Origin of the sequence: Arthrobacter alpinus, from assembly GCF_001445575.1 — a bacterium.
GTDB classification, from domain to species: Bacteria; Actinomycetota; Actinomycetes; order Actinomycetales; family Micrococcaceae; genus Specibacter; species Specibacter alpinus_C.
Genome location: NZ_CP013200.1, coordinates 1,823,938 through 1,848,871, shown reverse-complemented (window position 1 = coordinate 1,848,871; position 24,934 = coordinate 1,823,938). Strand labels below are relative to the sequence as shown.

Here is a 24,934-nt window from a genome sequence, read left to right as displayed (position 1 = left end):
TTGAAAAGACTTTTTTGGACCTGGCCCACTCCCTTATGAGGGGAGCTTTGCGGAACTGCCGGTCCTGGTGGGCCGTGCGCTAGGAAGCGCGCAGCGCCCGGTCGCTCATGGAACGGGTTCCCCGCCCAATGGCCAAGGTGCCAGATTGCACAATTTCCCGGATTCCAAAGGGCTCCAAGACGTTGAGCAAGGCTGCTAGCTTGTCAGCGTAGCCGGTGGCTTCAATGGTCAGTGAGTCTGTGGACACATCAACCACGGAAGCCCGGAAGAGATCTGCGGCTTGGGTTACCTGCAGTCTCGTAGCGGCATCCGCACGCACCTTGACCAGGATGTGGTCCCGCTGCACGGAATTCTCTGCAACCAGTTCAACGATCTTGATGACGTTGACTAGTTTGTTCAGCTGTTTGGTGACTTGTTCAATCAAGTCCCCGTCTGCGTCAACCACCACAGTCATGCGGGAAATCCCGTCAATCTCTGTAGGGCCAACGGCAAGTGAGTTGATATTGAAGGCGCGGCGGGCAAACATGCTGGCCACACGGGTCAATACGCCAGGCTTATCTTCAACCAGTACGGAAAGAGTATGTCGAGTCATTTCTAGTCCTCCTCGTCCCACACCGGGGTCATGTTCCGGGCTACTTGAATCTGGTCATTGCTGACGCCTGAGGGCACCATCGGCCACACCATGGAATCGGGGCTGACCACGAAGTCGATGATGACCGGGCGGTCGTTGATGGCCAAGGCAGCCTCAATGGTTGCGTCAATGTCCTCGACTCGTTCGCAACGCAGACCGGCGCAACCGTAGGCGTCTGCCAGCTTCACAAAGTCAGGAACGCGAATGGTGTCATGGCCGGTATTCAGATCGGTGTTGGAGTAGCGGCTGTTGTAGAACAGCGTCTGCCACTGGCGCACCATGCCCAAAGAGGAGTTGTTGATGATGGCAACCTTGATGGGAATGTTGTTGATGCGGCACGTAGCCAATTCCTGGTTGGTCATCTGGAAACAGCCGTCGCCATCGATGGCCCAGACCACGCGGTCCGGACTACCCACCTTGGCACCCATGGCTGCGGGAACCGAGTAGCCCATGGTTCCGGCACCACCGGAGTTGAGCCAGGAACGGGGACGCTCATACTTGATGAACTGTGCAGCCCACATCTGGTGCTGGCCAACTCCGGCAACGTAGACGCCTTCAGGACCTGTCAGCTCACCAATGCGTGAGATGACACGCTGCGGGGACATCAGCCCGTCTTCGGGTTCGGTCCAGCCCAGCGGGTAGGTGTCACGCAGGTTACCCAGGAACGCCCACCAATCGCCCAAGTCGGGGGTGCCGTTGCTCTCAAATTCAGCCTTCACGGCCACGGACAGGTCCGGAATGATTTCCTTCAGCGATCCAACAATCGGCACATCAGCCGTGCGGTTTTTGGAAATTTCCGCCGGGTCAATATCCGCGTGGATGACCTTGGCGTGCGGGGCGAAGCTGCTCAGGACGCCGGTGACACGATCGTCAAAGCGTGCCCCCAAGGTGATGAGCAGATCGGACTGCTGCAGGGCGGTTACTGCGGAGACCGTACCGTGCATGCCGGGCATGCCCACATGCTGAGTGTGCGAATCAGGGAAAGCGCCGCGGGCCATCAGCGTTGTGACCACGGGGGCACCGGTCAATTCGGCCAGTGCCAGCAGTTCCTCGGATGCGTTGGCCTTGATAACGCCGCCACCCACGTACAGCACGGGCTTCTTGGCTTCACGAATCAATCGAGCTGCTTCACGCAACTGCTTCGAGTGACCGCGGAACACTGGGCGGTAGCCGGGCAGATCAATGACCGGCGGCCAGGAGAACGTCATCTGCGCCTGCTGGGCGTCCTTGGCAAAGTCCACCAGCACGGGGCCGGGGCGTCCGGTGGAGGCGAGGTGGAATGCCTCGGCCAGCACGCGGGGAATGTCATTGGGGTCCGTCACCAGGTACGAGTGCTTGGTGATCGGCATGGTGATACCAACAATGTCGGCCTCTTGGAAGGCGTCGGTGCCGATTACGGCGCTGGATACCTGACCGGTAATGGCCACCAGCGGAACCGAGTCCATGTGCGCATCCATGATGGCGGTGACCAGGTTGGTTGCGCCGGGACCTGAGGTGGCGATGCAAACGCCAACGTCTCCGGTGACCATGGCGTAGCCCTGCGCAGCGTGGCCGGCACCCTGTTCGTGGCGCACCAAAATGTGGTTCAGATCTGAAGCCATCAGCGGGTCATACGTGGGAAGAATGGCACCACCGGGCAGGCCGAAGATGTCCTTGACACCCAACTCTTCAAGGGAGCGGACAAGCGCCTCGGAGCCGGTCATTTGGATGGGTGCCACAACATTGTTGGGACCCACGACGGCGGATGCCGGGCTTACGGTGCTGACCGCACCGGAGGTGGTGCTCGCTTGCGCACCGTGCCCGGGGGACTTGGCTGCCATCAGCGCTGGGCTGGCGGGCGTTCCTTTGCTCATCGGTTCTTCCTTTGGGGAACTCTTGCTTGGGTAATTCTTCTGTAGCTGCGTTTGGTGCAGGGTGGATCACGCAGTATTACAAGTTGCCGCTGGTGGTGGAAACAAAAAAACCCCTCTTGCCCATAAGGCGTTCATCGAGGGGTTTGCACGTGTTGTGATGTTCTCTCATCTAAAGAAAACCACAAGCCAATAACCATGGGTGGGGTCATTGCGCGTCACGCGCTAGCTAATGACGGCTAAGAGCTCTCGTTGCATGTGTTTAGTCTCCCGTTTTACGCTCTTGAGTGTCAAACGCGCCCCACCGGCATCTCATTATGTGGACGCCATGTCCACTCTGTGGTCATGGCGTCGCTCATCGCTGAGATTCCGGGGCTGCAGAGACCCTAGCCAGAGACCGGAACTAGTTGCAGTAAGCGCCCGTGGACGCGCTATTGACTAGCTTTGCATACTTGGCCAGAACACCCGTGGTGAACTTGGCCGGCAATGGTTCCCAGCCTAGCTTCCGCGATTCGAGCTCGGCCGGATCCACCAGCAAATCGAAGGTTCGCGCGGCTATATCAACACGGATCTTGTCCCCGTCACGCACAAAGGCGATGGGACCGCCGTCGACCGCTTCAGGTGCAACGTGGCCAATACACAGCCCGGTAGTCCCGCCAGAGAAGCGCCCGTCCGTCAGCAGCAAAACGTCCTTGCCCAGACCCGCACCCTTGATGGCGCCGGTAATGGCGAGCATTTCACGCATGCCCGGCCCACCCTTGGGGCCCTCATAACGGATCACCACCACGTCGCCAGCATGAATTTCGCCGCGATCCAGCGCCTCCAGCGCCCCTTGCTCACGCTCAAACACCCGGGCAGCGCCCTCGAAAACATCCAGATCGAAGCCGGCACTCTTCACAACGGCCCCATCCGGCGCCATGGAACCATGCAAAATGGTGATGCCACCGGTCTTGTGAATGGGATTGTTCATGGCTCGCAGCACCTTGCCGTCCGGATCCGGCGGGTTAATCTCAGCCAAGTTCTCGGCCACCGTTTTCCCGGTGACGGTGAGGCAATCCCCATGGATAAGTCCGGCGTCGAGCAGTGCCTTCATGATGACGGGCACTCCGCCGATCTTATCGACGTCGAACATCACGTAGCGGCCAAAGGGCTTCAGATCGCCTAGGTGCGGGACCTTATCGCCAATGCGATTGAAGTCGGAAAGGGTCAAATCAACGTTGGCTTCGCGCGCGATCGCCAAAAGGTGCAGGACCGCATTGGTGGAGCCGCCGAAGGCCATCGTGACGGCAATGGCATTCTCGAAGGCCTTCTTGGTCATGATGTCGCGGGCCCTGATGCCCTGCTCCAGGAGGTGAACCACGGCTTCACCGGATTTGCGGGCGTACATGTCACGACGGCGGTCGGCGCTGGGTGGGGCGGCCGATCCGGGCAGCGACATGCCCAGCGCCTCGCCGGTGCACGCCATGGTGTTGGCCGTGTACATGCCGCCGCAGGCACCTTCGCCGGGGCAGATGGCACGTTCAATGGTGTCCAGATCCTTCATGCTCATGGTGCCGGCAGCACAGGCACCCACTGCTTCGAAGGCGTCAATCAGGGTAACTTCCTTCTCCGTGCCGTCTTCCATTTTCGCGAAGCCGGGCATGATGGACCCGGCATAGAGGAAAACGCTGGCCAGGTTCAGCCGGGCGGCTGCCATGAGCATGCCGGGCAGGGATTTATCGCAACCAGCAAGCAGGACGGAACCGTCGAGCCGTTCTGCCATCATGACGGTTTCCACGGAATCGGCAATGACTTCACGGGAGACTAGCGAGAAGTGCATTCCCTCATGGCCCATGGAAATGCCGTCGGAGACTGAGATGGTGCCGAACTGCATGGGGAAACCGTCGGCCGCGAACACGCCTTCCTTGGCGCCCTGGGCAAGACGATTCAGGGAAAGGTTGCAGGGGGTGATTTCATTCCACGAGCTGGCCACACCAATTTGCGGTTTCCTGAAATCGTCATCCCCCATACCTACGGCTCGGAACATTCCACGGGCAGGTGCGGCGTGAATGCCGTCGGTGACAACGCGGCTGCGCGGTTTGATGTCGGGCTTGCCGTCCGCAGTTCGGACAACAGTGTCCTTCAGGTCAACAGGTTCTTTCGGTTCAACCGAATTCGTCTCGACGCTCATGTGCGTCAGTCTATGACTGAAATGTGAAGTAGACCACAGGCTGGCCGGGTAAGTCCGCTTCACGGCAGGTTTATCGCGGGGCTCGTCGCGGGTTATCGCGGGGCACATTTCACCCTACACAGCACCCATCCCTCACCGTTCCGCCCACCGCGCGCCTCGCGATGGCTCAACAAACGGCTAGCGGAGCCCCTTCGCGGTCTACGCCCCAGGCTGAGAGCGGATCATTTTCCGGCCCGTTCCAGAACATATTTCAAATGTCCCACGCTGCCGGATTCCGCGAGATGACGCGGTTTCCGGCTGCGGCAAATGTGATCCCTGCCGCAAACAGGCCAAAATGGCGTTTCTCGATTTCACACCTGCCCAAAAAAGCCGTATAGTTTCATGTCGTTGCAAAGAACACCACGGACACAAACTGTGGCGGGCTACAGTAACGAAGATGCACCTCTAGCTCAATTGGCAGAGCAATTGACTCTTAATCAATGGGTTTCCGGTTCAAGTCCGGAGGGGTGCACAGAGTAGGACTGTTCCAACACCGGTAACAACTGGTGTTGGAACAGTTTTTTACTGCTACAAAAGATGCACCTCTAGCTCAATTGGCAGAGCAATTGACTCTTAATCAATGGGTTTCCGGTTCAAGTCCGGAGGGGTGCACAAAAGGGTAACCGCTTCATCACTAGTAACAACTGGTGATGGAGCGGTTTTTTTGTTGCCCCGTTGCTGTCCCCCAAGCCACTTTCGGGGGTTCGCGGGCCGGTTTGCGGGACTCACGCGAGGTCCGGGGGTAGTTATTACCTTTCGCGCACGGCTGGCCGTGCGCGAAAGGTAATAACTACCCCCGGACACGAGGAACGTGTCCGGACAGGCCGCGAATGGTAACTTCTACCCCGAATCCACGAGCCCGCTAGCCTGCGAGCCCGCGAGACCTCACCCAGATCCGGCGGCCACCCGGCGTTTCGTTACTGTCGCCCGCAGTGGCCTAGGCTGGAATGAGTGTCCACATTTTTCTTCCCCACTCCCGCCCACCGGCGTTGCATGGGGTGAATCAGGAGTATTTCATGACCGAGCGTCTAGTCCCCGGCGAACTGGCCCCCGCCTTCAGCCTGCCCAATGCGGACGGTGGCACCACCTCGCTGAGCGACTTTGCTGGCAAGAACGTGATCGTCTTCTTTTACCCGGCAGCCATGACCCCCGGTTGTACCAAGCAGGCCTGCGATTTCCGTGACAGCCTGGCGTCCCTGCAGGCAGCAGGCTATGAGGTTGTGGGCATTTCACCTGATCCGGTGGCCAAGCTGGAAAAGTTTGTTGCCCGCGACGCACTGACCTACCCGCTGCTCAGCGACGCCGATCATGCCATTGCGCTCAGCTACGCAGCGTGGGGAGAAAAGAAGAACTACGGAAAGACCTATGAGGGATTGATCCGCTCAACCATCGTGATCGATGAGGCTGGCACTGTTTCCTTGGCTCAGTACAACGTCCGGGCCACAGGCCACGTGGCCAAGCTGCGCCGTGATTTGAAGCTCGACGCCGCCTAACGGCCCTCATGCTCGCGGGACGCGCGGGCCCGGCCGCAGTCTTGACTCTGGAAGGCGCAAGCTGGCTCCGCCTCCTCAGCGGGCAAAACAAAAGGCCCTGTTCAACAGAACAGGGCCTTTAAATTTTGTGCGCAAGAGGGGACTTGAACCCCTACGCCCGAAGGCACAGGTACCTAAAACCTGCGTGTCTACCAATTCCACCACTCGCGCAGGTGCATTGAAGCATGAACCATACTACAGGTTTGTCGGAGTACTTTTAACCACACTTTCATTCACCGCGGCACAGCCCCCACGGCTGTCCCCAGAATGTCCCACTATGATGAGTGGCTGATGGACAGTCCGTGCTGCAAGGAGACCCAAACGTGCCAAGCCCTGCCAGAGTACTGCGCAAGGTGATCCAGCGAGCGGTGGCACTGTCCGCCGTCGTTCTTCTGAGCGCCACAGCCTGCACCTCCCCTACCCCGGAGACGCCAAGTACCTCGGCGGCCCAAACCATGGCGGCCAAGCCCGCCGTCTTCACCTTCGGCACGGGATCGGACCCGCTGGGATTCGATCCGGCGCTGGTTTCAGATACGGAATCGTACCGGGTGACGCGGCAGGTCATGGAGGGATTGCTGACCATCAACCCCGTCACGGGAGACCCGGCGCCGAGCCTGGCCACCGAATGGGCCACAGACGATGACGGACTGAGCTACACGTTTAAACTCCGCAAGGACGTTGCCTTCCATGACGGCACCCCGTTCGACGCCGCCGCAGTGTGCACCAACTTTGACCGCTGGTACTCCATGCCCGTCGCTACCCGCGGAGATGGATCCGTCACGGTATTCAAGCAGGTCTTCCGGGCCTTCAATGACGATCCCAAAAACTCCCTGTACGAAGGCTGTACCGTTGATGGCCCCTTGGAGGTGACCCTTGCCTTGAAGACCAGGCTCACCGGGTTCCTCCCCGCACTGACGCTCCCAGCCTTCGCGATCTCCTCCCCCACCGCATTGAAAAGCAACACCGCCAACGTGCTGGATCAGACCTGGGCCAGCAACAAGGTCTCCCGCTACGGGCTGCATCCCGTGGGCACCGGTCCCTTCACCTTTGACTCAGCATCTGCCGGCTCGGTGACCATGCAGGCCAACAAGGACTACTGGGGCGAAAAAGGGCAGATCACCACTTTAGAATTCAAGACCTTTGAACAGTCCGCCACCCGGCTCGCTGCCCTGGAAGACGGCTCCATTGACGGCTATGACCCCGTCACCCCGGACAACTTGGACAAGCTCATCAAGAGCGGCAAGCAGGTGCTGCAGCGCGATCCGTTCTCCGTCATGTACTTGGGCATCAACCAAAAGATCCCAGCGCTAGCAGATTTGAAGGTGCGCGAAGCCCTCGCCGCAGCGATCGACAAGTCAACACTTGTCAACAATTTCTTCATCGCAGGAACCGCCACCACAGCCCAGTTCATCCCGCCCAAGCTCAGCGGCTTCAACAACGCTGTGGCCGGGATTGCCTATGATCCCCAGAAGGCGAAGACACTTCTGGCGGAATCCAGCTACAAGGGAGAAGAGCTGCCGTTCTACTACCCCACCAATGTTGCGCGCACCTACCTTCCCACGCCGGAAAAGGTCTACGCCCAAATTGCCGCAGAGCTCACCAAGGTGGGGTTCAACATCAAGCCCGTGCCGATTCCGTGGAACGAAGGCTACCTGGCAGCTGTCACCGATGACGGCAAACATGCGCTGAGCCTCATGGGTTGGAACGGCAGCTATGCCGACCCGGATAACTTTGTGGGCCCCATTTTCGGCTCCCCCGGTGCTGAGCTGGGCATGGTGGATCCACAACTCGTTTCCAAGATCACCAGGGCGCGCAGCATGCCCAACGGCCCGGACCGGGTTGCCGCTTACGAATCCATCAGCAAGCAAATCGCCGCCACAGTTCCTGCCGTTCCCATAGCTTTCCCGATCTCCGCGATCGCACTCTCGGACCGGGTGGTCTCTTATCCGCTGAGCCCCGTACTCAACGAGGTCTTCAATTATGTGAAGCTGACGCCGCCCGCGGCAGGCTGATCGGCGCGGCTGTCCGGCGGTGAAACGGCGGCGCAACAGCCGCTCACCACTGAAACACAGAAGTGGTCGCCGACACCTGATTTATACATCCAGCACGTGCCGCGATACGCTTCTAGCGCTAGGAAGAGCCTCTACCGGAGTTGACTGTGACCTTCATTTCGAACACCAAAGACGCTGACGTCGTCCTCATCGGAGGCGGCATCATGAGCGCCACGCTGGGCACCATGCTCAAGCAACTCGAACCAAACTGGAAGATTGTGCTGTTTGAACAGCTCGATACGCCAGGATTGGAATCCTCAAGCCCGTGGAACAACGCCGGTACCGGCCACTCCGCGCTCTGTGAGCTGAACTACTCGCCAGCTGCCAAAGACGGTAGTGTGAACCCGGCCAAGGCCATTCACATCAACGAGCAGTTCCAGCTCTCGCGCCAGTTCTGGTCGCATCTGGTGGACGAATCGCTGATTGGATCCCCCAAGGGCTTCATCAACACCGTCCCCCACATGAGCTTTGTCATTGGCGAGGCGCACCGGAAATTCCTCAAGACCCGGCACGAAGCGCTAAAGCAGAACCCGGTCTTTGCCTCCATGGAGTACTCCGAGGACCCTGCGCAGATTGCCAAGTGGGCCCCTCTGGTCATGAAGGGACGCAACCCGCAGGATCAGGTTTCCGCTACCCGCGCCGCTGAAGGCACGGATGTGGACTTTGGCGCCCTGACCCGTGAACTCATGGGCTACATGGGTGCGAACGGCGTCGAAATCAACTACGGCACTACCGTCACCGATGTCTCACGGACCTCCGACGGCGGCTGGGACGTTGCGCTCAAGCACCCCTCCTCCGGTGAGTACGGCAAGGTCAAGGCCAAGTTTGTCTTCATTGGTTCAGGTGGCGGCGCCCTTCACCTGCTGCAGAAGTCTGGCATCCCCGAGGGCAAGGGCTTTGGCGGTTTCCCCGTCTCCGGTCAGTTCTTCCGTTGCACGGACGAGTCGATCGCAGCCAAGCACAGCGCCAAGGTTTACGGCCAGGCATCGGTGGGCGCACCGCCCATGTCCGTCCCTCACCTGGACACCCGCTACGTGGGTGGCAAGCGCTCCTTGCTGTTTGGACCGTACGGCGGATTCTCCACCAAGTACCTCAAGACCGGCAGCTACATGGACCTGCCCGGTTCCATCCGCGCCAACAACATCATCCCGATGCTGGCTGTTGGCAAGGACAACCTGGATCTGGTCAAGTACCTGGTCAGCGAGGTGACCAAGTCCCGTGCCGGCAAGGTGGATGCGCTCCATGAGTACTTCCCCGAAGCCGAAGGCAACGATTGGGAACTCATCACCGCAGGTCAGCGCGTGCAGATCATCAAGAAGGATGCCAAGAAGGGCGGAGTGCTGCAGTTCGGCACCGAGGTCATCACGGCAGCTGACGGCTCACTCTCAGCCCTGTTGGGAGCCTCACCGGGAGCCTCCACGGCCGTGCCGATCATGCTTGAATTGTTGCAGCGTTGCTTCCCGCGCAAATTCAAGCTGGAATGGCAGGATTCGCTGCGCACCATGATGCCCACCTACGGCACCAAGCTCAACGACAACGCGGAAGCGTTTGAAAAGAGCCTGGCTGCAACGGCTGCTTCATTGCAACTTAAGTAACACCAGAGTCCAGCTCAGTTTCACGTTCGCGTGATCGGGGCCCGGATCCAACAGACATGACGCATGGGGAGTGGTTTAATGTTCAATTTGGCCAAAATGTCGTTGGGGAATCGGGCCCTGATCGCCCTGATCACTATTTTTGCAATAGTGTTCGGGGTCATCACCCTTGGCTCGCTCAAACAGGAGCTCATTCCCAGCATTGAGTTCCCGCAGATCACAGTGGTCTCGGCCATGCCCGGCGCCTCCCCCGCCGTGGTCGACAAGCAGGTCAGCGAGCCCCTCGAAGCGGCCCTGAACGCTGTTGAAGGCCTGGAATCCAGCACCTCCACATCGCGCAGCGGCTTCTCCACCATCAACCTCGCCTTCACCTATGGCACAAACTTGGACCGCGCCCGGAACCAGATTGACCGGGCCATCTCCAACGTCAGCGGCCGCCTCCCCGATGGTGTGCAACCTCAGCCCATCGCTGGCAGCATCTCCGATTTCCCCATCGTGTTCCTGGCCGTCTCCTCCGATCAGGACCTGGCTGCACTGAACACGGATCTGGCCCGCATTGCCGTTCCCAAGCTCCTGAAGATCGACGGCGTTCGCAGCGCCGATGTGACCGGCGCCAACTCCCAGCACATCCAAATCTTGCCTGACCCCGCCAAAATGGCCGCTTCCGGGCTCAACCCCGGTGACATTGCCAAGGCGCTGGAAAATAACGGCACCTTGGTCCCCGTGGGTTCCTTGAACACTGACGGCACCACGCTCTCCATTCAGGCCGGCAGTCCCGTCGATTCCCTCGATGCCGTGAAAGCTCTGCCGCTGGGTGGTTCCAATGCCGCCACTGGTGCTGCCATCCCCACCATTGCTTCAGTGGCAGCCGTGACGCTGGCCGATGATCCCACCACCTCCATCACCCGTACCAACGGCGAAGCCACGCTGGCCTTGTCCATCACCAAGAAGCCCGAGGCTGACACGGTTTCGCTCTCTGCGCAGGTTAACGAGCTACTGCCCGAGCTCACTGCTGCCATGGGCAACAACACCAAGTTCACCACCGTGCTGGACCAGGCACCGTTCATTGAAAAATCCATCCACGATCTCACCGTTGAGGGCCTGCTGGGACTTGGATTCGCCGTGATCATCATCTTGATCTTCCTCATGTCCGTGCGCTCCACACTGGTCACCGCCATCTCCATCCCGTTGTCCTTGTTGGTGACCTTCATCGGTCTCTGGGCCACGGGCTACTCGCTGAACATCCTGACCTTGGGTGCACTCACCATTGCCATTGGCCGGGTGGTGGATGACTCCATTGTGGTTATTGAAAACATCAAACGGCACCTCAGTTATGGCGAAGACAAGAAGACAGCCATCCTGGCCGCCATTCGCGAGGTTGCCGCGGCCATCACCGCCTCCACCCTGACCACCGTGGCCGTGTTCTTGCCCATCGCCTTTGTGGGCAGCCTGGCAGGTGAGCTCTTTCGGCCCTTCGCCCTCACCGTCACTTTTGCCCTGATCGCGTCACTGCTGGTCTCGCTGACCATTGTTCCGGTGCTGGCTTACTGGTTCCTGAAATCCACTCCCCCAGTTGCAGCTGCTTCTACCGTTTCCGCTGCCACTTCCACTTCCAAGGACGACGGCGGCACCCCCTTGAGTGGTCAGGCTCTGCTGAGCGCCGTGGAAGAGAAGGAGCGCTCCTCCTGGCTGCAGCGCGGCTACCTCCCCATCCTCTCCAAGACCCAGAAGCACCCTGTGGTGACGCTGATTGCTGGCGGCGTCATCTTGGGCGCCACACTGGCCATGACGCCGCTTTTGCAGACTAACCTGCTCGGTGACACTGGTCAGAACAGCATGAGCATTCAGCAAGATCTTCCGGCTGGAACCAGTCTTGAGGTCACCAACACGGCAGCCCAAAAGGTGGAGGACATCATCTCTGGGATTAGCGGTGTCACCGACGTACAGGTGACAGTGGGCAATGCTTCCAGCGGCTTCTCCGCGCTGCTCTCCTCAGGCGCCTCGAGTGCATCATTCCAGGTGATCACCGATCCCGACGTGGATCAACCGGCTTTGCAGGAAACGGTGCGGAAGGCCGTTACGAGCATCAAAGATGCTGGCACCATCACCATCGGTTCTCAAGGCGGCGGCTTCGGCACGTCATCCACCGTGGATATCACCGTCAAGGCAACCACCGGCGAAGAACTGCAACAAGCTAGTGACGCACTGGTCAAGGCCATGACAGGGACTCCCGGCGCGCAGTCGGTTGAAAGCAACCTCAGTGGCACCCAGCCAGTGGTTCAGGTGAGCGTCAACCGTGCCAAGGCGGTTGCGGCAGGTCTGGATGAACAACAAATCACTGGTCTTCTGGCCGCCACCGTCAGCCCCATTCCGGGTGGGACTGTCCGCATCGACACCACCGATTACAAGGTCCAGATTGGTGTGGGCACCAAATTTGGCTCGGTGGCCGCTCTGGCCGCGGCTCAGATTCCCACGGCCGCCGGTCCAGTGCCGCTTTCGCAGGTGGCGACAGTTGCAGAGGTCCAGACACCACTGACGGTGACCTCCTCCAATGGGCAACGTACGGCAACCGTCTCCGTGACCCCGGAAGGAAATGCCCTCGGTTCCCTCAGCGCAGAAGTACAAAAGAAGCTGGACTCCATCGAACTGCCCGCTGGCACCATTGCCACCATCGGTGGAGCAGCGACGCAGCAGGCCGAATCGTTCCAGCAGTTGGGACTGGCCATGCTGGCAGCCATCGCCATTGTCTACGTGATCATGGTGGCTACGTTCAAGTCCCTCATTCAGCCGTTGATCCTGCTGGTGTCCATCCCCTTTGCCGCCACCGGCGCCATCGGGCTGCTGCTCATCACGGGTATCCCGTTGGGCTTGCCGTCATTGATTGGCATGTTGATGCTGGTGGGCATTGTGGTGACCAACGCCATTGTGCTTATTGACCTGATCAACCAGTACAGGCAGCCATCCGGAGATCGGCCAGCAATGAACGTGGCCGACGCCATTGAGCATGGTGCCCGTCAACGTTTGCGTCCCATCCTGATGACAGCGCTGGCCACCATTTTTGCGTTGACCCCCATGGCTCTTGGCCTCACGGGTGGCGGAGGTTTCATCTCGCAGCCGCTGGCTATTGTGGTGGTGGGCGGATTGATTTCTTCCACAGCCCTGACGCTGATCCTGGTGCCCGTGCTGTACAGGCTGATCGAAGGCCGCAAGGAACGCCACGACTTGATCAAGGCGCTGAAGGTCATCCACAAACCCGGTCCAGGCGGCGCCAACGGTGCTGCCGGTACAGATACTGCCAGCGGACCCGGTGCACGCGAAGCTGCCTCCGGTACTGATACTGCCAGCGCATCCGGCGCATCAGGGCACACGCCTGCCACGCAGGATGCCGGCTACCAGGATTGGACTACAGGCGCAATCCCGAAGGTCCGCGGCCGCCGCGCGGCGAATTAGCTGGGCCGCTGTACTGCGAACTAGCTGCGCCGCGACTTAGCTAGGAAGCCGCTTCCTTCGTCGGAGAACAAAAGTGCCGCCTGACTCACAGTCAGGCGGCACTTTTATTATGCGTTCGTTTTGTTATTGCTGCTTCCACTTGTTGATGCGGTAGGAGTTGGCAATCTTCTCAAACGTACCCGGGTGGGCATCCCAGTAGCTCTTGTGGCCGCTGACTCCCATCATCTGGGGCGTGCCCCACGGGGTGATGGAGAACAGGTTGACCGCCTGGATGGCTTCCCCCGCGGCAGTCTTGCAACTGAACTGCACCACCACGGCCAGCCCTCGGCGGAACTCGCGCGTTTCCGGGGTGCTGGAGGTGAAGTCACTGGCACATTTGTTGCCCACCAGCTGCTGGGTCAACTCGGTGGTTGACGCCTTGGTCAGCTTGTCCTGCGTGGCCTTGATGGCAGCCTTCACCTTGGCCGGATCGCTGCCGAACTTGCCTTGGTTCGTTTCTGCAAAGAACGCAAAGGCTGTGGAGATACCGTCGGCGTCCAGATCCGGGGTGCCCTGGGCAACCTGCTGCATCTCTTCGCCGGTCTCGGGGTCCTTGGTAATGCCGAAGGTGCGGTCGTTGTCCCACGACTTCAGGTACTGGAATGATGACTCGCCCGTGACGAACTTGGAGAACAACGGGTCGCCGTCAGCCGGGATGTTAGTGGGGCCGGCCAGCGCATCCCAGCCGGCGGGCAGGGCAATGGCATCGGCTGGCATTCCGGCATCCGCGCTTGCGCCGCCGTCGGCGGGAGTCGCTTCCGCAGTGGGTGCCGCTTCCGTGGCAGTATCGGCGGACGGGGCACCCGATGCTGTTTGGTTCGCCACGGCTGTGGGCTGGACTGTGGTGCCGGCTTTCGTCAGCGCGGGGACAACCCAGACAAACACAGCAACCAGGACCAGCACCACAAAGACGGCAACCGAGCCTAGAACAATGAACAGCGCCTTGCGGTTGGCCTGTTCAGGCGGGCGCCCCGGGAGCCCCGGACTCGGGTAGCCAGGGGGCGGGAAGTTCTGAGGAGGCTGGGGTGCCCCGTTGTAATTGCTCATGAAAGTGCCTTTCCAGATTTCTCGCGCCGCCGGGTTCCAAGGTTCCTGCAGAATCCGGGCCTGCCGGGGGCCGTCGGTCGCGTGCGCCTCTCAAGGCTATCCGAGTAGATTCCTCGCCGGGAACGGCTCGCGGCGTGTCGGGAGCAGTTTCTCCAATTGAAAGACTAAATTACCGGACCGGAGCTGCGGGCAGTTCGTTGAGGGGCGCGGCACGTCTCAGACTGGCAGCGTGGGGCCGAACGCCAGCTTCGGTACAAAGTACAACGCCACGGCCGCCACCAAAGCGGTCACGCCACAAATGGTCCAGACCAGCATGTAACCCGCAAGCGGAGCAGCCGTGGACCCGCCCTCTGAGGTAAGCGACCCCAGCGCCTGACCGGCCAGCGCAATCCCAAAGATGCAGGACGCAAAGGCCCCACCAACAGTCTTCGTGGCATTGGTGAGCCCCGTCGCCATACCCGTTTGGGTCAAGGGCGCAGCGGCCGCGGCAGCCGAAGGCAATGCGGCCACCAAGGCACCGCTGCCCAAACCAGCAATCGCCATGTTCGTCAAAACCTGCGCCATCGAATCATGGAACGGAAGGAACAGCAGGTAACCCACAGCAACAAGGAAAGCCGCGCCCATCAAGGTGATTCTCGGCGTCGTCCATCTGGTGACAAGTGGGTAGAGCAGGGCGCCGGCCAGCAGGCCCAGGACGTAGACGCCGATCAGGACCGAGACCAGAGACGCGCTGGCACCGAGGCCGTAGCCCACCTCGGCGGGGTCGGTGCGGGCGAACGTGGACAGCGGTGCCTGCGCGCCCAGGACCGAGACACCGAACAGGAATGCGGTCAGCTGCACGGGCCACATGCTTGGCTGGCGAAGCAGGCGGATGTCGATCAGTGGATCTTTGTGGCCCAGCTGGTGGCGGGTAAACGGGATGAGCGCCGCAAGACCAAGCACGACGGCGGCCCACGCCCACCAGGTGCCGGGTCCGTTGATGCGCATGAAGGTGAGACCTGCAGTGATGAGCAGCAGGCCCGTGGACAGCAGAGTCAGGCCCACGAGGTCCAGTTTGCCGCCGGTGCGGTTCTCGGATTCTGGCACGCCGAACAGGATGACGAAGAAGCATAGGGTGACGGCGATGGCCGGAATCATCAGGGTCAGCCAGAGCTTGTCCGGCAGCGCGCCGCCAATAAAGCCGCCGGCCAGGGCGCCAACAATGACGCCGAACTCGAGGCCCGCAACGAGGATTCCCGCCGATTTACGGGTCAGCGCAGCACCGTCCGGGCGATTGTGGGAGCGACTGTAGACCAGCGCAATTTCCAGCGGCAGCCAGACTACGTAGAAGCCTTGAAGCGCCCAGGCCGCAAGAAAGAACCAAAAGTTGGGGGCGAAGGCCACACCCCAGGAGGCTGCTGCCGTCAGAGCTGTGGAGATAAGCAGGACCTTTCGGTGGCCGATCATATCGCCCAGTTTTGCCAGCACCGGTACCACGAGTGCGCTGACCATCAACTGCGCGGCTTCGAACCAGTTGACGTCGGCGTCGTGGATGCCCAAATGTCTGGCGATGTCCGTCAGCAGCGGCGTGTAGTACCCCTGAAGTATGCCGCTGGTCAGCTCGACCAAGACGAGGAAACCCACAATGGCCGTGGCGGTGGGCGCGAGCCTGAAACCGGTTCCAGCCATGCCACGCTGCACTGCTGCCACGGTCAACCTCCACAGTTTTTTGTGACATGAATTACATGCCCCTGTGAGCATCCTAATAGCACACCCCTGGCGGGAACATATTCACGCACCTGAGGGTTGAGCCGTATAATAGATACAAACGCATATATCTACCGGGGACCCCGGGGAGCTAAGGAGCAGATCATGCAGTTCGGAATTTTCAGCGTTGGGGACATCACCATGGACCCGACCACAGGACGCACCCCCACCGAACACGAGCGGCTGAAGGCGATCACCACCATCGCCAAGCACGCCGAAGACGTCGGCATGGACGTCTTTGCCACGGGTGAGCACCACAACCCGCCGTTCTACCCCAGCTCCCCCTCCACCATTTTGTCGTACATCGCGGCACAAACGGAGAAGATCATCCTCTCCACGAGCACCACGCTGATCACCACGAATGATCCGGTCAAGATCGCCGAAGACTTCGCAACGCTGCAGCATCTGGCCGATGGCCGTTCCGACATTGTTCTTGGCCGCGGCAACATGGGCGCCGTCTACCCATGGTTCGGCAAGAACAACCAAGACTCCGTGGAACTGACAGTTGAGAACTACGCCTTGCTTCGCCGTCTCTGGGATGAAGAAGTCGTGAACTGGGAGGGCAAGTTCCGCACTCCCCTGCGCGGTTTCACCTCCACACCCCGCCCGCTCGACGGCGTTGCCCCCTTTGTCTGGCATGGTGCCATTCGCACACCTCAGGTCGCTGAAATTGCCGCCTACTACGGCGATGGCTTCTTCGCCAACAACATTTTCTGGCCCAAGGAACATTACATCCAGCTGATCAACCTCTACCGTGAGCGCTACGCACACTACGGCCATGGCACTCCGGAACAGGCCATTGTTGGTTTGGGTGGTCAGTTCTTTATCCGCAAGAACTCCCAGGACGCCGTCAACGAATTCCGCCCCTACTTCGACAACGCACCTGTCTACGGCCACGGCCCGTCTATGGAAGACTTCACCTCCCAGACACCACTGACAGTAGGTAGCCCGGCGGAAATGATCGAGAAGACGCTTTCGTTCCGTGACTACTTCGGCGATTACCAGCGCCAGCTGTTCCTGGTGGACCACGCGGGCCTGCCGCTCAAGACAGTCCTTGAGCAGCTGGACCTCTTCGGCTCCGATGTTCTGCCCACACTCCGTGAAGAGTTTGCTAAGAACCGCCCGGCCTCCGTCCCCGAAGGCCCCACCTTCGAGGCTCGCCGCGCCGCTGCCCAGGCAGCTGCCGCCGTCGAAAGTTCCACTGGTTCCACACCGGACGCATCAGGAGTGAAGTGACATGTCATCAGCAACATCAGCGCACCGCCGACTGGCCACGGAGTCATGGGAATCGCTCCTGACTTCCCAGGTTGTCATGATGCGCGAACTCCAGAAGGAGCCAACATTCAAGACGCTGGGCAGCCGGGAGTACGACGTCTTGTACAACCTCTCGCTCTGCCCCAGCGGCTGGCTACGGCTCAACGAGCTCAATGACCACGTGCTGCTGACTCAGCCGAGCATTTCCAGGATGGTGGACCGGCTGGAATCGCGTGGTCTGATTCAGCGCAAAACGGCCGAGGATGACAAACGCGGAGTCCTGATCGGGCTCACCGAGGAAGGCATCGCCGTGCAAAAGACGGTGGGGCGGGCACACGTGCAGCGGATCATGGAGCTGATGGAAGTTGCCTTGTCAGACGATGAAATGCGAACCCTGCTCGATCTGACGAGGAAACTGCGGACGTCCGTGACAGGACATTCGTGAGGCGGTGCCTCACAGCTTCTTCGTGAGGCACCGGTGGTAGCGGTTGCGGCGCGGTGTTTGGCTGGGGTCAATAAAGTACGGAGCCGTGAAGCTCGGAGTTCCGTCAATCATCTCCACGGTCCAATCACTGTGATGGATCGTGGTGTGGTGATGGCTGCAGAGTAGTGCAGCGTTCTCGAGGTTGGTTTCTCCGCCTTCTTGCCAAGGGACTACGTGGTGGGCTTCGGTCCACGGCGCTGGAACCGTGCAGTTAGGGAAGGAGCAACCTAGATCCCGGGCGAGGAGAACTTTTCGTTGGGCTGGGGTGAACAGGCGCTGAGTTCGCCCCAGGCTAAGGATCTCTTGCCCGTGGCCCATGCCTATCCGAGTGATCTCGGGATCGCACAAGGACTGTTCAAACAACGCCAACGGTACCGGCCCGGTGTAAGTGGTGAAGGCTGTGCCGGTCCCATCGTGACGATCAAGATCGGCTTGGCTGACCGTGATGAGGAGTTGAGTTTTCAATCCCCCATTGAGTGGCAGATTGTCGGTGCGGGCTGCGAGCTTCACGCAATCAAGGAGTCCGTCCAGCAGTTTCTGCCCGTAGGTGCGGGTGTCCTTGGTGACGGGGTCGGTACTGTCAGGGTCATTACTGTCCAAACCATCAAGGATCTCACCCGATCCAGGGACCGGGATCCGCACACCCTCAACGACCCGGGCTTCCCTGGCACCACCAGCACCGCTTCCAATACCTTCGGCACAGCCGGTTCCCATACCGCCAGCAACACCTTCGGCATAGCCGCCGGGATCCTGGTCAATGAGCGGGCCGCTGTTGCCGAACAGACCAGTTCTGCTGAACAGGCCACTGTTGCTGAACAAGCCACCCGCAGAAGCGCCAGTATCATCCGTCTGCTTCGTTTCAGGTTCTAGGGTCGCCATGAATGGGGCATTGGATTCTTCGCGAACGGCCCAACCTTGAGTGGCCGTGGCGGGTTGAGCGAACCAAAACCACGTATCGCCTTCATAGATCGGGGCTACAGCGTCTGGTGGCGCGTTTGACGGACAAGGCGGGACCTCCCACGGCTCCAAAGCTCGCCGCCACGGCTGACCCGAAATACCTGGCCCACCCCGCGGCTTCGGTGCACCCCAAGTGTTTGGTGCTTCCGGTGCTTCCGGCGCTTCCTGTATAGCCGGAGCTTCCTGCTCTTCCGGCCCATCAGGCGTTGGCGGAGAGTTCGGAGAGTTCGGCGAGTTCGAGGCTGGAGCTGCTGCTTGGCCGAAGAGTCCAAAGATCCCGTTCAGCTGGTCAAACAAATCTCCTTGAACCTGGGCCTCCTGGCCAACTCCACTATCAGCATCAGCACCTGGGTCAGCCCTCACGACTGAAGACGCAGTATCTCCCGAGGAACTTATGTCGGGGCTTCGCTCAAGGCTGTCCTCAGAGCTGTCCACGGAGCTTTTCTGGGAGTGTTCGCAGTTGCCGTGCCTACCCGTTCCAGAATCAGTTCCAGACGTATCTCCGGAACCATTCCCAGCAGAACCGTTGCTAGAGCTAGTACCTGCCACAGGGTTTTCGGTGGGGCTGATGTGGGAGGGGTTAGTGTCATTGATGTCTTTGTGCTTATTGGGATTCGTGGCGGTGCCAATAGCGACCATGAGATTCTCGTATTGCTCGATCGTCATATGCCCATCAAAGTGAATCAATCCGCGGCGGGGCTTTCGGAAAAATAGGCCTTGTTTTGCCAGTAGGTCTCCTGGCGTGGGTTTTTGTCCGTCGGGATCAAGAAGCGACATGATCCGGTTCCCTGCGTGCCGCAGAAAATCAGGGCCTTCCTCCCGGCCGGTCTCCACCAAAGTTTCCTCAACATCGTGGCACGTCTCGGCGTCAATCCGATCATCCTTCAGTAGCCCACTGGTTTCTGCCACGAACTTACTGATCATCGCGGCCTGTTCCACCGAGAGTTGCCCTTTGAAAAAAGCATCGCCCAGAACCGGTTGCGCCGCGGCGGGAGCTAGTTCTCCGGTGATGAGATCCCGGGCTGGCAACAAATTCTGAGCTAAGCCAATCCGGCGTCTGGCCTCGGCTGCACTGATCCTTAGCGACTGGACGAGGAGCTCCACGGCCCCGTGAGCGCCAGTTGCCGAATACCGGCCAGCCGCAACACGTTGAGCGGTTTCACCAGCTGCCTGCACCGACATGGCCTGCTGGAATCGGCCAAGCTGCTCGAGGTCCTGCGACCAACGTCCAAGCTCGGCTTGAGAAAGCGATCCTAAATCGAGGCCAAGGGCATTTCCTCGGGAAGCGGCGATGCATCACCAAAAGCAGTGGATGAGACAGAAATGCCGGAACTCCGATCTTCCAAAACCACGGTTTCGGCGGCTCGGGCATCAGCGGCAGCGGTAATGGTGGTGGTTGCCCGGACTAGGGTTGCGGCAAGATTGAGAAGTTGGTGAACATGATCCCCAACTCTGAAATCTGTTGAATCGAACGCCGATTTCCCCGGCATCCTTGCCGCTGTGTCCATACATATATTCTAGAAGAAGGCACTGATATTTTGGGCTGAATACAGCCAATTGTGAATATCTTGGACGCTAGGAGCCATGTGGAGGAATAAACAACTTCGAGGCCCCCAATAATCGGTGAAATTGAGCCTCAGCTCTGCTGCGCCGTGTCAGGCCCGCTGCGCCGTGCGTAGTTGTGGATGATTTCCCGTGGGGAGCTTCGGCTGCTAACCCAGCCCCTTCACCAGTTCTCGATAAAACACCACACCGGCGCCCAGCGAGCTGATCCGAACCCGTTCATTGACGGCGTGGAGTGAACCTCGGTCCGAGCCATCCATCAGCAGCGGTGAGAACCGGTAGACAGCTGGCGAAATGGCAGTGAAGTGCCGCGAATCGGTGGCCCCGGTCTGAATATAGGGCGTCACGACCGCATCGGGATAGGACGCCGAAACCGCGCGGCTCAACAGCGCAAATTGTTCGTTCGAGAATGCAGAAACGGGTGAGGGATCGTGCCCTGAAATCACTCTGAGCTCCACTCGTGGATCATCAATGATGTCCCGAATCTGTTCCACCACAGACTCAATGTTCTCCCCCACAGCAATCCGGATATTCGCATTGGCACGGGCTGCAGACGCCAGGACGTTTGATGCTTTGCTACCCTCGAGCATGGTCACGGCCACTGTGGTTCGCGTCAGGGCCCGGGTTTCGTCGCCAAGCACGCCAAACACTTGAGTCAGCAGTGGTTTGAATGCCCACAGGTTCTCAGTCACAATCCGCGTGGCGAACCCGCTGCGCATTCCAATGCGCCGCATCATTTCGGCTATGGCATCCGGCATGGATGCCGGAAACGGCGATTCTTCCAGCGCCACTATGGCCTGCGCCAGGCGCGCTGTGGCGCCCATCCGCGGCGGCGTGGACGCATGCCCTCCAGCTCCCCGCACCAGCAATTCCAAATCCAGGATGCCCTTCTCGGCCACCCCGATGACGGCAGCGGGAACCTTCAATCCAGGAAATGCGTCGAGCGCTACAGCGCCGCCCTCATCAAGCACCAGCCAAGGCCTGACGCCCCGGGAGGCCAGCAAAGCAACGGCTGCTTGGGCACTGTCACCGGCGGTTTCCTCGTTGTTTCCAAAGGACAGATAAACGTCGTGCGCAGGCGTAAACCCCTCAGCAATCAGAGATTCAACCGCGTTCATGATCACCACCACAGCACCCTTGTCATCCAGAGCACCTCGGCCCCAAACATAACCATCATGCTGATGCCCTGAGAAGCCCGGGTATGTCCAGTTGTCACGGGAATCCACTGGCACCACGTCGTAATGGCCCATCAACACTGTGGGCCGCTCCGCCGCATCAGCCCTGCTGCCAGCCCACCTAAACAACAACGCGTGGCCGTTGACCAGCTCCCGGCTCAACGCGGAGTGGCTCATTGGGTAAAATCGCGCCAAAGCATCAATGAATCCGGTGAACTGCTCCAGTTCAATCTGGTCGCGGGCAGTAGAGAATACTGTGCGGTACGTGATCAATTCACTCAGCTGGTCCGCCGCGGATTGCGCGTACTCCACACCGATTTCCGCCGAACTCATGGTGGCCCCAAAGTCCCCCGCGGGCATGGTGGTCCCAGCACGGAAGGCCCGGGCACCAATGAACGCTGCTGCTCCGGCCGCCCCCACCGTCAATGCTGCCGCCACTGCACGATTAATTGGTTTGGCTGATCCTGTAGGCATGTCACGGATTCTATGCCACAAGCCTGCGTTGCTACCCGTGTCCGCGAGAATCAGCGCAGCCCCAGTGTCTGCGAGCGCCCGAATCGCGCCGCTCCGGACCCAAAATGAACTCTTATGTAAGCACTGCGTGAACGGGGGCGCGCTGCACCAGAGATGTGGTCGATACCGTAGCCGCATACCGTGACACGCTTGCCGCTTTTGAGAACGCCGGTCCCCTGGACCTGGTCGTCCTTTCCTAGGACGTCTCCGACGACGGATCCCCGGCTTCCAACTGCACCTTGCGTTCGCTGACCCGCGACTTTGCGTCCCGGCACGGTGCCGTGGCCATCTATGCCATGGGTAGTCACGATCAACGCGCTGGCTTCCGTGCCGCCGTCGAGCATGCAGCGGAACCACCCATAAGGGGCATTAGCCCCGAGGTGGTTTTTGACCTGGGGGCCTTAGAAGTTGCACATGTTTCGCAGATAATTTCCGCTACTGGCGCCGACCGATCACAGAAAAGTTAGCTAGTAACTGAGCATCCTCTTAGCCACGTTGTGGCCAATATCCGTTCAGCCTGTCCCTCCCTATTGCGTGCCGAGCGGGCGGTGGCTGCCGTGTTCTTGGCGCACACCCAGAAAGCGGCCCAAAGTGGTGGGCACCGCCGGCATGGTGGGTGACACCTTTGTGCAGGTGGGCCAGGCTGTCACCACCATGGCTGCGCTCCTTGACCCCCGACGCCGTGACGAGCTCGGTGAAACCCATGGCTCAGGCCGCCAAGGACGCCGGTGCAACGCTCGTGTCCATCACGGCGTTTGCGCGTTCCCCCTTGGCCGCCATGGCGGACATTTCGCTCGTGGCGGGCATGGGGGACCTGAGTTTTCGTGAAGAAGTGACTGTCACCAGCAGAATCCCGCAAACCATTCTGATGGCGGGTCTCATCGCAGCCTTGTCGGAAGAATTGGCCGAGGTTGCTACGGCTGCCAAGGCCTTGGCACTAGAAGTCATCAGCGGAAATCTGGATGAATAGCTCCGATGAGGGATCAACGAGAACCGAATAGGGACCAACGCAGGCCCACCAGCGCGTCACTGCCAACCCTCCGCAGCAGGAGGTAGGATGTCCTCATGACTACTGCGCCGTATCGCCTTGCCCGTGTCCGCCCACTAGACGCCGTTGCGGCGCCATTAGCCGAGCAGTTCTTCGTCCGAAACGACGCCGCGGACTTTGACAGCCCCGAAGGCCGCGTCTGGCAGATCGTGGAAACCCCCTTCCCTGCCTCGGCTGCGAACCAGAACAGTGCCGCCCGCACTGGCTGGACTCTGGGCGATACCGTGAGCGATGACCAGTTCACGTTCCTGGCCCCCTGCACCCCCGTCAACGTTCTTGGTATGGCGCACAACACCGGAGCCCCCGGTCGGGCCCTTCCCCCGCAGGCTTTCCACAAGGCTGCCAGCTCCGTGGTTGGCCCCGGCGATGCCATTGAACTAAGTCCTACCGTTGGTTACGTTGACCCGGAAGCCGAGCTGACCATCGTGATTGGCCGCACGGCAAAGCACCTGACTCTGGACACGGCTCGCAGCGCCATCCTCGGCTTCACGATCGGCAACGACGTCTCAGCTCGGGACGCCCAGAAATCTGACGAACTATGGATCAGCGCCAAGAGCCCCGACACCTTCACTCCGCTGGGCCCGTGGACCGTTGTTGGCCTGCAGGACCGCGGCGTGGCCATCAGCATTGTGCACAACGGCACCGAGCTTACCCCCGCCTCAAGCGACGATCTGGGCTGGGGTGTTGATGAAATCCTGGTCTACTTGAGCGCCTTCATGACGTTGCAGCCCGGCGATGTCATCATGACCGGATTCCCGGCAGAGTGCCGCCAAATCAATCCCGGCGATGAGGTCATCGCCCGCGTGGAAGGCATAGGCGAACTCCGCAACCCCGTTATTGCGGGCCGCTAAACTCTCTGAAATCACCTGTGGAGCCGGTAGCGCACTCATCCGCAGCTACCGGCTTCACAGTCAGCTCCCATGCAGTGCATTGGAAGCTGACACTTTTAACTGGCAAAATGAAAACCACATGAGCACAGCAGAGATCCCGGACTCAGCCCCCGTGTCTACCGCCCCTTCGGGCGCGGTGCGCGGGGTCTTCGCTGCACCCTCGGAACGGTTATCCGGGAAGTTCCCGGAGACTTTACTGGCATGGTTGCGCAGCAAGCCAGCACTCACAAAACAACTCCGCGGATTCGCGGCAGTCGCCGTGATTTGCACAGTCACCTCAATGACGATTTTTGCCGCCTTGCGCCCATCCGTGGGGACGCAGTGGGCTAACACCATCTCGCTGGTGCTCTGCTCCGTGTTAAATACGGACTTGAATCGGCGCATCAGTTTTGGCCTGCACACGAGCCACATGTGGTGGCGCGATCAGCAGCGCGGGGTTGGGGTCATGCTTCTGGCGCTGGCCATGACAACGGGCAGCCTCTGGGTGCTGCACCACGTGTCCCCCGGCGCCTCAATCACGGTGGAACTTGTGGTCATTGTGCTCGGCAATGTGGCCTCGGCCGTGACCCGATTCGTTTTGCTCCGGATCTGGGTGTTCCGCCGGGTACGGCACGGCGCCGGCTCAACAGGTGCCACAAGCAACGACGGCGCAGCCTCTTAAGGTCGCTCGCTGGATCAGCTGCTGTGCTCGTAGGTGAGGCAATCGGCGTTGTCTGCCCCTGGCCCGACTCGTACCGAGCTGGCACCGCAATGGGTGTGATCGTTGAATGAGCAGTTGGCAACGGCACATTCGGTGACGGGGACAGCGACTGTCATGGCGTTCTCCAAGGTTCTGAACCCAGCCCCGATGACCTAATATTTCCCACCGTACGCCCGAAACCAGCTCACTCATTAGTGCCAATT

The 24,934-nt window shown here is 60.1% G+C and carries 19 protein-coding genes and 3 tRNA genes; 11 read left to right on the top strand and 11 right to left on the bottom strand.

The genetic code is table 11. The features are described from left to right. Positions 1-79 precede the first annotated feature (79 nt). The 3 genes from ilvN to ilvD all read right to left on the bottom strand — a co-directional run bounded on the left by ilvN (position 80) and on the right by ilvD (position 4,651). Positions 80-592: an acetolactate synthase small subunit gene (gene ilvN / locus AS189_RS08130; protein WP_062287322.1), complete on the bottom strand. Its 513-nt coding sequence runs from the start codon at positions 590-592 to the stop codon at positions 80-82. A 2-nt stretch (positions 593-594) separates the two neighbouring features. Beyond that, a complete protein-coding gene (locus tag AS189_RS08125) occupies positions 595-2,484 on the bottom strand; it encodes an acetolactate synthase large subunit (protein ID WP_062287319.1) in 1,890 nt (629 codons plus the stop codon). A gap of 400 nt (positions 2,485-2,884) precedes the next feature. Beyond that, positions 2,885-4,651 (bottom strand): dihydroxy-acid dehydratase, encoded by a 1,767-nt coding sequence (ilvD, locus tag AS189_RS08120; protein WP_424581418.1) that lies wholly within the window; start codon positions 4,649-4,651, stop codon positions 2,885-2,887. Between the two features lie 438 nt (positions 4,652-5,089). Here ilvD and AS189_RS08115 point away from each other — a divergent pair. From AS189_RS08115 to bcp, 3 genes are all read left to right on the top strand, one after another. Next, positions 5,090-5,162: transfer RNA gene (locus tag AS189_RS08115), tRNA-Lys, on the top strand. 67 nt (positions 5,163-5,229) lie between these two features. Next, positions 5,230-5,302: transfer RNA gene (locus AS189_RS08110), tRNA-Lys, on the top strand. A gap of 404 nt (positions 5,303-5,706) precedes the next feature. Continuing rightward, positions 5,707-6,183: a thioredoxin-dependent thiol peroxidase gene (gene bcp, locus AS189_RS08105; RefSeq protein ID WP_062287317.1), complete on the top strand. Its 477-nt coding sequence runs from the start codon at positions 5,707-5,709 to the stop codon at positions 6,181-6,183. 128 nt (positions 6,184-6,311) lie between these two features. Here bcp and AS189_RS08100 read toward each other — a convergent pair. After that, positions 6,312-6,393: transfer RNA gene (locus tag AS189_RS08100), tRNA-Leu, on the bottom strand. 152 nt (positions 6,394-6,545) lie between these two features. Here AS189_RS08100 and AS189_RS08095 point away from each other — a divergent pair. From AS189_RS08095 to AS189_RS08085, 3 genes are all read left to right on the top strand, one after another. After that, positions 6,546-8,234 carry an ABC transporter substrate-binding protein gene (locus AS189_RS08095; RefSeq protein ID WP_237760006.1) on the top strand — a complete coding sequence of 563 codons (1,689 nt, stop codon included), beginning with the start codon at positions 6,546-6,548 and terminating at the stop codon, positions 8,232-8,234. A 146-nt stretch (positions 8,235-8,380) separates the two neighbouring features. After that, positions 8,381-9,868, top strand: a complete 1,488-nt coding sequence (locus AS189_RS08090; protein WP_062287314.1) for a malate:quinone oxidoreductase — start codon at positions 8,381-8,383, stop codon at positions 9,866-9,868. Between the two features lie 78 nt (positions 9,869-9,946). Continuing rightward, complete coding sequence (locus AS189_RS08085) at positions 9,947-13,315, top strand: efflux RND transporter permease subunit (RefSeq protein ID WP_062287311.1); 3,369 nt, start codon at positions 9,947-9,949, stop codon at positions 13,313-13,315. 123 nt (positions 13,316-13,438) lie between these two features. On the opposite strand, the gene AS189_RS08080 is transcribed toward AS189_RS08085, so the two are convergent. After that, a complete protein-coding gene (locus tag AS189_RS08080; RefSeq protein WP_237760005.1) occupies positions 13,439-14,401 on the bottom strand; it encodes a hypothetical protein in 963 nt (320 codons plus the stop codon). Between the two features lie 216 nt (positions 14,402-14,617). Beyond that, a complete protein-coding gene (locus tag AS189_RS08075; RefSeq protein WP_062293239.1) occupies positions 14,618-16,069 on the bottom strand; it encodes an MFS transporter in 1,452 nt (483 codons plus the stop codon). Positions 16,070-16,252: 183 nt separating this feature from the next. On the opposite strand from AS189_RS08075, the gene AS189_RS08070 reads away from it, so the two are divergent. Both AS189_RS08070 and AS189_RS08065 read left to right on the top strand, forming a co-directional pair. Continuing rightward, complete coding sequence (locus AS189_RS08070) at positions 16,253-17,383, top strand: CE1758 family FMN-dependent luciferase-like monooxygenase (RefSeq protein ID WP_062287305.1); 1,131 nt, start codon at positions 16,253-16,255, stop codon at positions 17,381-17,383. 1 nt (position 17,384) lies between these two features. Next, a complete protein-coding gene (locus tag AS189_RS08065) occupies positions 17,385-17,846 on the top strand; it encodes a MarR family winged helix-turn-helix transcriptional regulator (protein WP_062287303.1) in 462 nt (153 codons plus the stop codon). 9 nt (positions 17,847-17,855) lie between these two features. On the opposite strand, the gene AS189_RS08060 is transcribed toward AS189_RS08065, so the two are convergent. The 4 genes from AS189_RS08060 to AS189_RS20985 form a co-directional block, all read right to left on the bottom strand. Further along, a complete protein-coding gene (locus tag AS189_RS08060) occupies positions 17,856-20,024 on the bottom strand; it encodes an HNH endonuclease signature motif containing protein (protein WP_062287300.1) in 2,169 nt (722 codons plus the stop codon). 71 nt (positions 20,025-20,095) lie between these two features. Continuing rightward, positions 20,096-20,350 carry a hypothetical protein gene (locus AS189_RS08055; protein ID WP_129587197.1) on the bottom strand — a complete coding sequence of 85 codons (255 nt, stop codon included), beginning with the start codon at positions 20,348-20,350 and terminating at the stop codon, positions 20,096-20,098. A gap of 204 nt (positions 20,351-20,554) precedes the next feature. After that, on the bottom strand, positions 20,555-22,054 hold the full coding sequence (locus AS189_RS08050) for a M20/M25/M40 family metallo-hydrolase (protein WP_062287294.1): 1,500 nt from the start codon (positions 22,052-22,054) through the stop codon (positions 20,555-20,557). A gap of 566 nt (positions 22,055-22,620) precedes the next feature. Beyond that, a complete protein-coding gene (locus tag AS189_RS20985) occupies positions 22,621-22,749 on the bottom strand; it encodes a hypothetical protein (protein ID WP_272946742.1) in 129 nt (42 codons plus the stop codon). 11 nt (positions 22,750-22,760) lie between these two features. Here AS189_RS20985 and AS189_RS08045 point away from each other — a divergent pair, with 11 nt between their 5' ends. The 3 genes from AS189_RS08045 (at position 22,761) to AS189_RS08035 (ending at position 24,692) form a co-directional block, all read left to right on the top strand. Further along, positions 22,761-23,063 carry a hypothetical protein gene (locus AS189_RS08045; protein ID WP_129587196.1) on the top strand — a complete coding sequence of 101 codons (303 nt, stop codon included), beginning with the start codon at positions 22,761-22,763 and terminating at the stop codon, positions 23,061-23,063. A gap of 95 nt (positions 23,064-23,158) precedes the next feature. Then, positions 23,159-23,992 carry a fumarylacetoacetate hydrolase family protein gene (locus AS189_RS08040; protein ID WP_062287288.1) on the top strand — a complete coding sequence of 278 codons (834 nt, stop codon included), beginning with the start codon at positions 23,159-23,161 and terminating at the stop codon, positions 23,990-23,992. 118 nt (positions 23,993-24,110) lie between these two features. Continuing rightward, positions 24,111-24,692 (top strand): GtrA family protein, encoded by a 582-nt coding sequence (locus tag AS189_RS08035; RefSeq protein WP_062287275.1) that lies wholly within the window; start codon positions 24,111-24,113, stop codon positions 24,690-24,692. Positions 24,693-24,706: 14 nt separating this feature from the next. Here the strand turns inward: AS189_RS08035 and AS189_RS19835 are convergent, their stop codons facing one another. Beyond that, positions 24,707-24,847, bottom strand: a complete 141-nt coding sequence (locus AS189_RS19835) for a DUF1540 domain-containing protein (protein ID WP_129587195.1) — start codon at positions 24,845-24,847, stop codon at positions 24,707-24,709. Positions 24,848-24,934: the final 87 nt, after the last annotated feature.

Bases quoted from the DNA above. Each gene is read 5' to 3' on its own strand.
- AS189_RS20985 (WP_272946742.1), bottom strand. From the start codon at position 22,749: ATGGTGGTGACAGCCTGGCCCACCTGCACAAAGGTGTCACCCACCATG.
- AS189_RS08065 (WP_062287303.1), top strand. From the start codon at position 17,385: ATGTCATCAGCAACATCAGCGCACCGCCGACTGGCCACGGAGTCATGG.
- AS189_RS08125 (WP_062287319.1), bottom strand. From the start codon at position 2,484: ATGAGCAAAGGAACGCCCGCCAGCCCAGCGCTGATGGCAGCCAAGTCC.
- AS189_RS08085 (WP_062287311.1), top strand. From the start codon at position 9,947: ATGTTCAATTTGGCCAAAATGTCGTTGGGGAATCGGGCCCTGATCGCC.
- ilvN (WP_062287322.1), bottom strand. From the start codon at position 592: ATGACTCGACATACTCTTTCCGTACTGGTTGAAGATAAGCCTGGCGTA.
- AS189_RS08075 (WP_062293239.1), bottom strand. From the start codon at position 16,069: ATGGCTGGAACCGGTTTCAGGCTCGCGCCCACCGCCACGGCCATTGTG.
- AS189_RS08070 (WP_062287305.1), top strand. From the start codon at position 16,253: ATGCAGTTCGGAATTTTCAGCGTTGGGGACATCACCATGGACCCGACC.
- AS189_RS08050 (WP_062287294.1), bottom strand. From the start codon at position 22,054: ATGCCTACAGGATCAGCCAAACCAATTAATCGTGCAGTGGCGGCAGCA.
- AS189_RS19835 (WP_129587195.1), bottom strand. From the start codon at position 24,847: ATGACAGTCGCTGTCCCCGTCACCGAATGTGCCGTTGCCAACTGCTCA.
- AS189_RS08040 (WP_062287288.1), top strand. From the start codon at position 23,159: ATGACTACTGCGCCGTATCGCCTTGCCCGTGTCCGCCCACTAGACGCC.
- AS189_RS08035 (WP_062287275.1), top strand. From the start codon at position 24,111: ATGAGCACAGCAGAGATCCCGGACTCAGCCCCCGTGTCTACCGCCCCT.
- bcp (WP_062287317.1), top strand. From the start codon at position 5,707: ATGACCGAGCGTCTAGTCCCCGGCGAACTGGCCCCCGCCTTCAGCCTG.
- AS189_RS08055 (WP_129587197.1), bottom strand. From the start codon at position 20,350: ATGGACACAGCGGCAAGGATGCCGGGGAAATCGGCGTTCGATTCAACA.
- AS189_RS08060 (WP_062287300.1), bottom strand. From the start codon at position 20,024: ATGTCGGTGCAGGCAGCTGGTGAAACCGCTCAACGTGTTGCGGCTGGC.
- ilvD (WP_424581418.1), bottom strand. From the start codon at position 4,651: ATGAGCGTCGAGACGAATTCGGTTGAACCGAAAGAACCTGTTGACCTG.
- AS189_RS08080 (WP_237760005.1), bottom strand. From the start codon at position 14,401: ATGAGCAATTACAACGGGGCACCCCAGCCTCCTCAGAACTTCCCGCCC.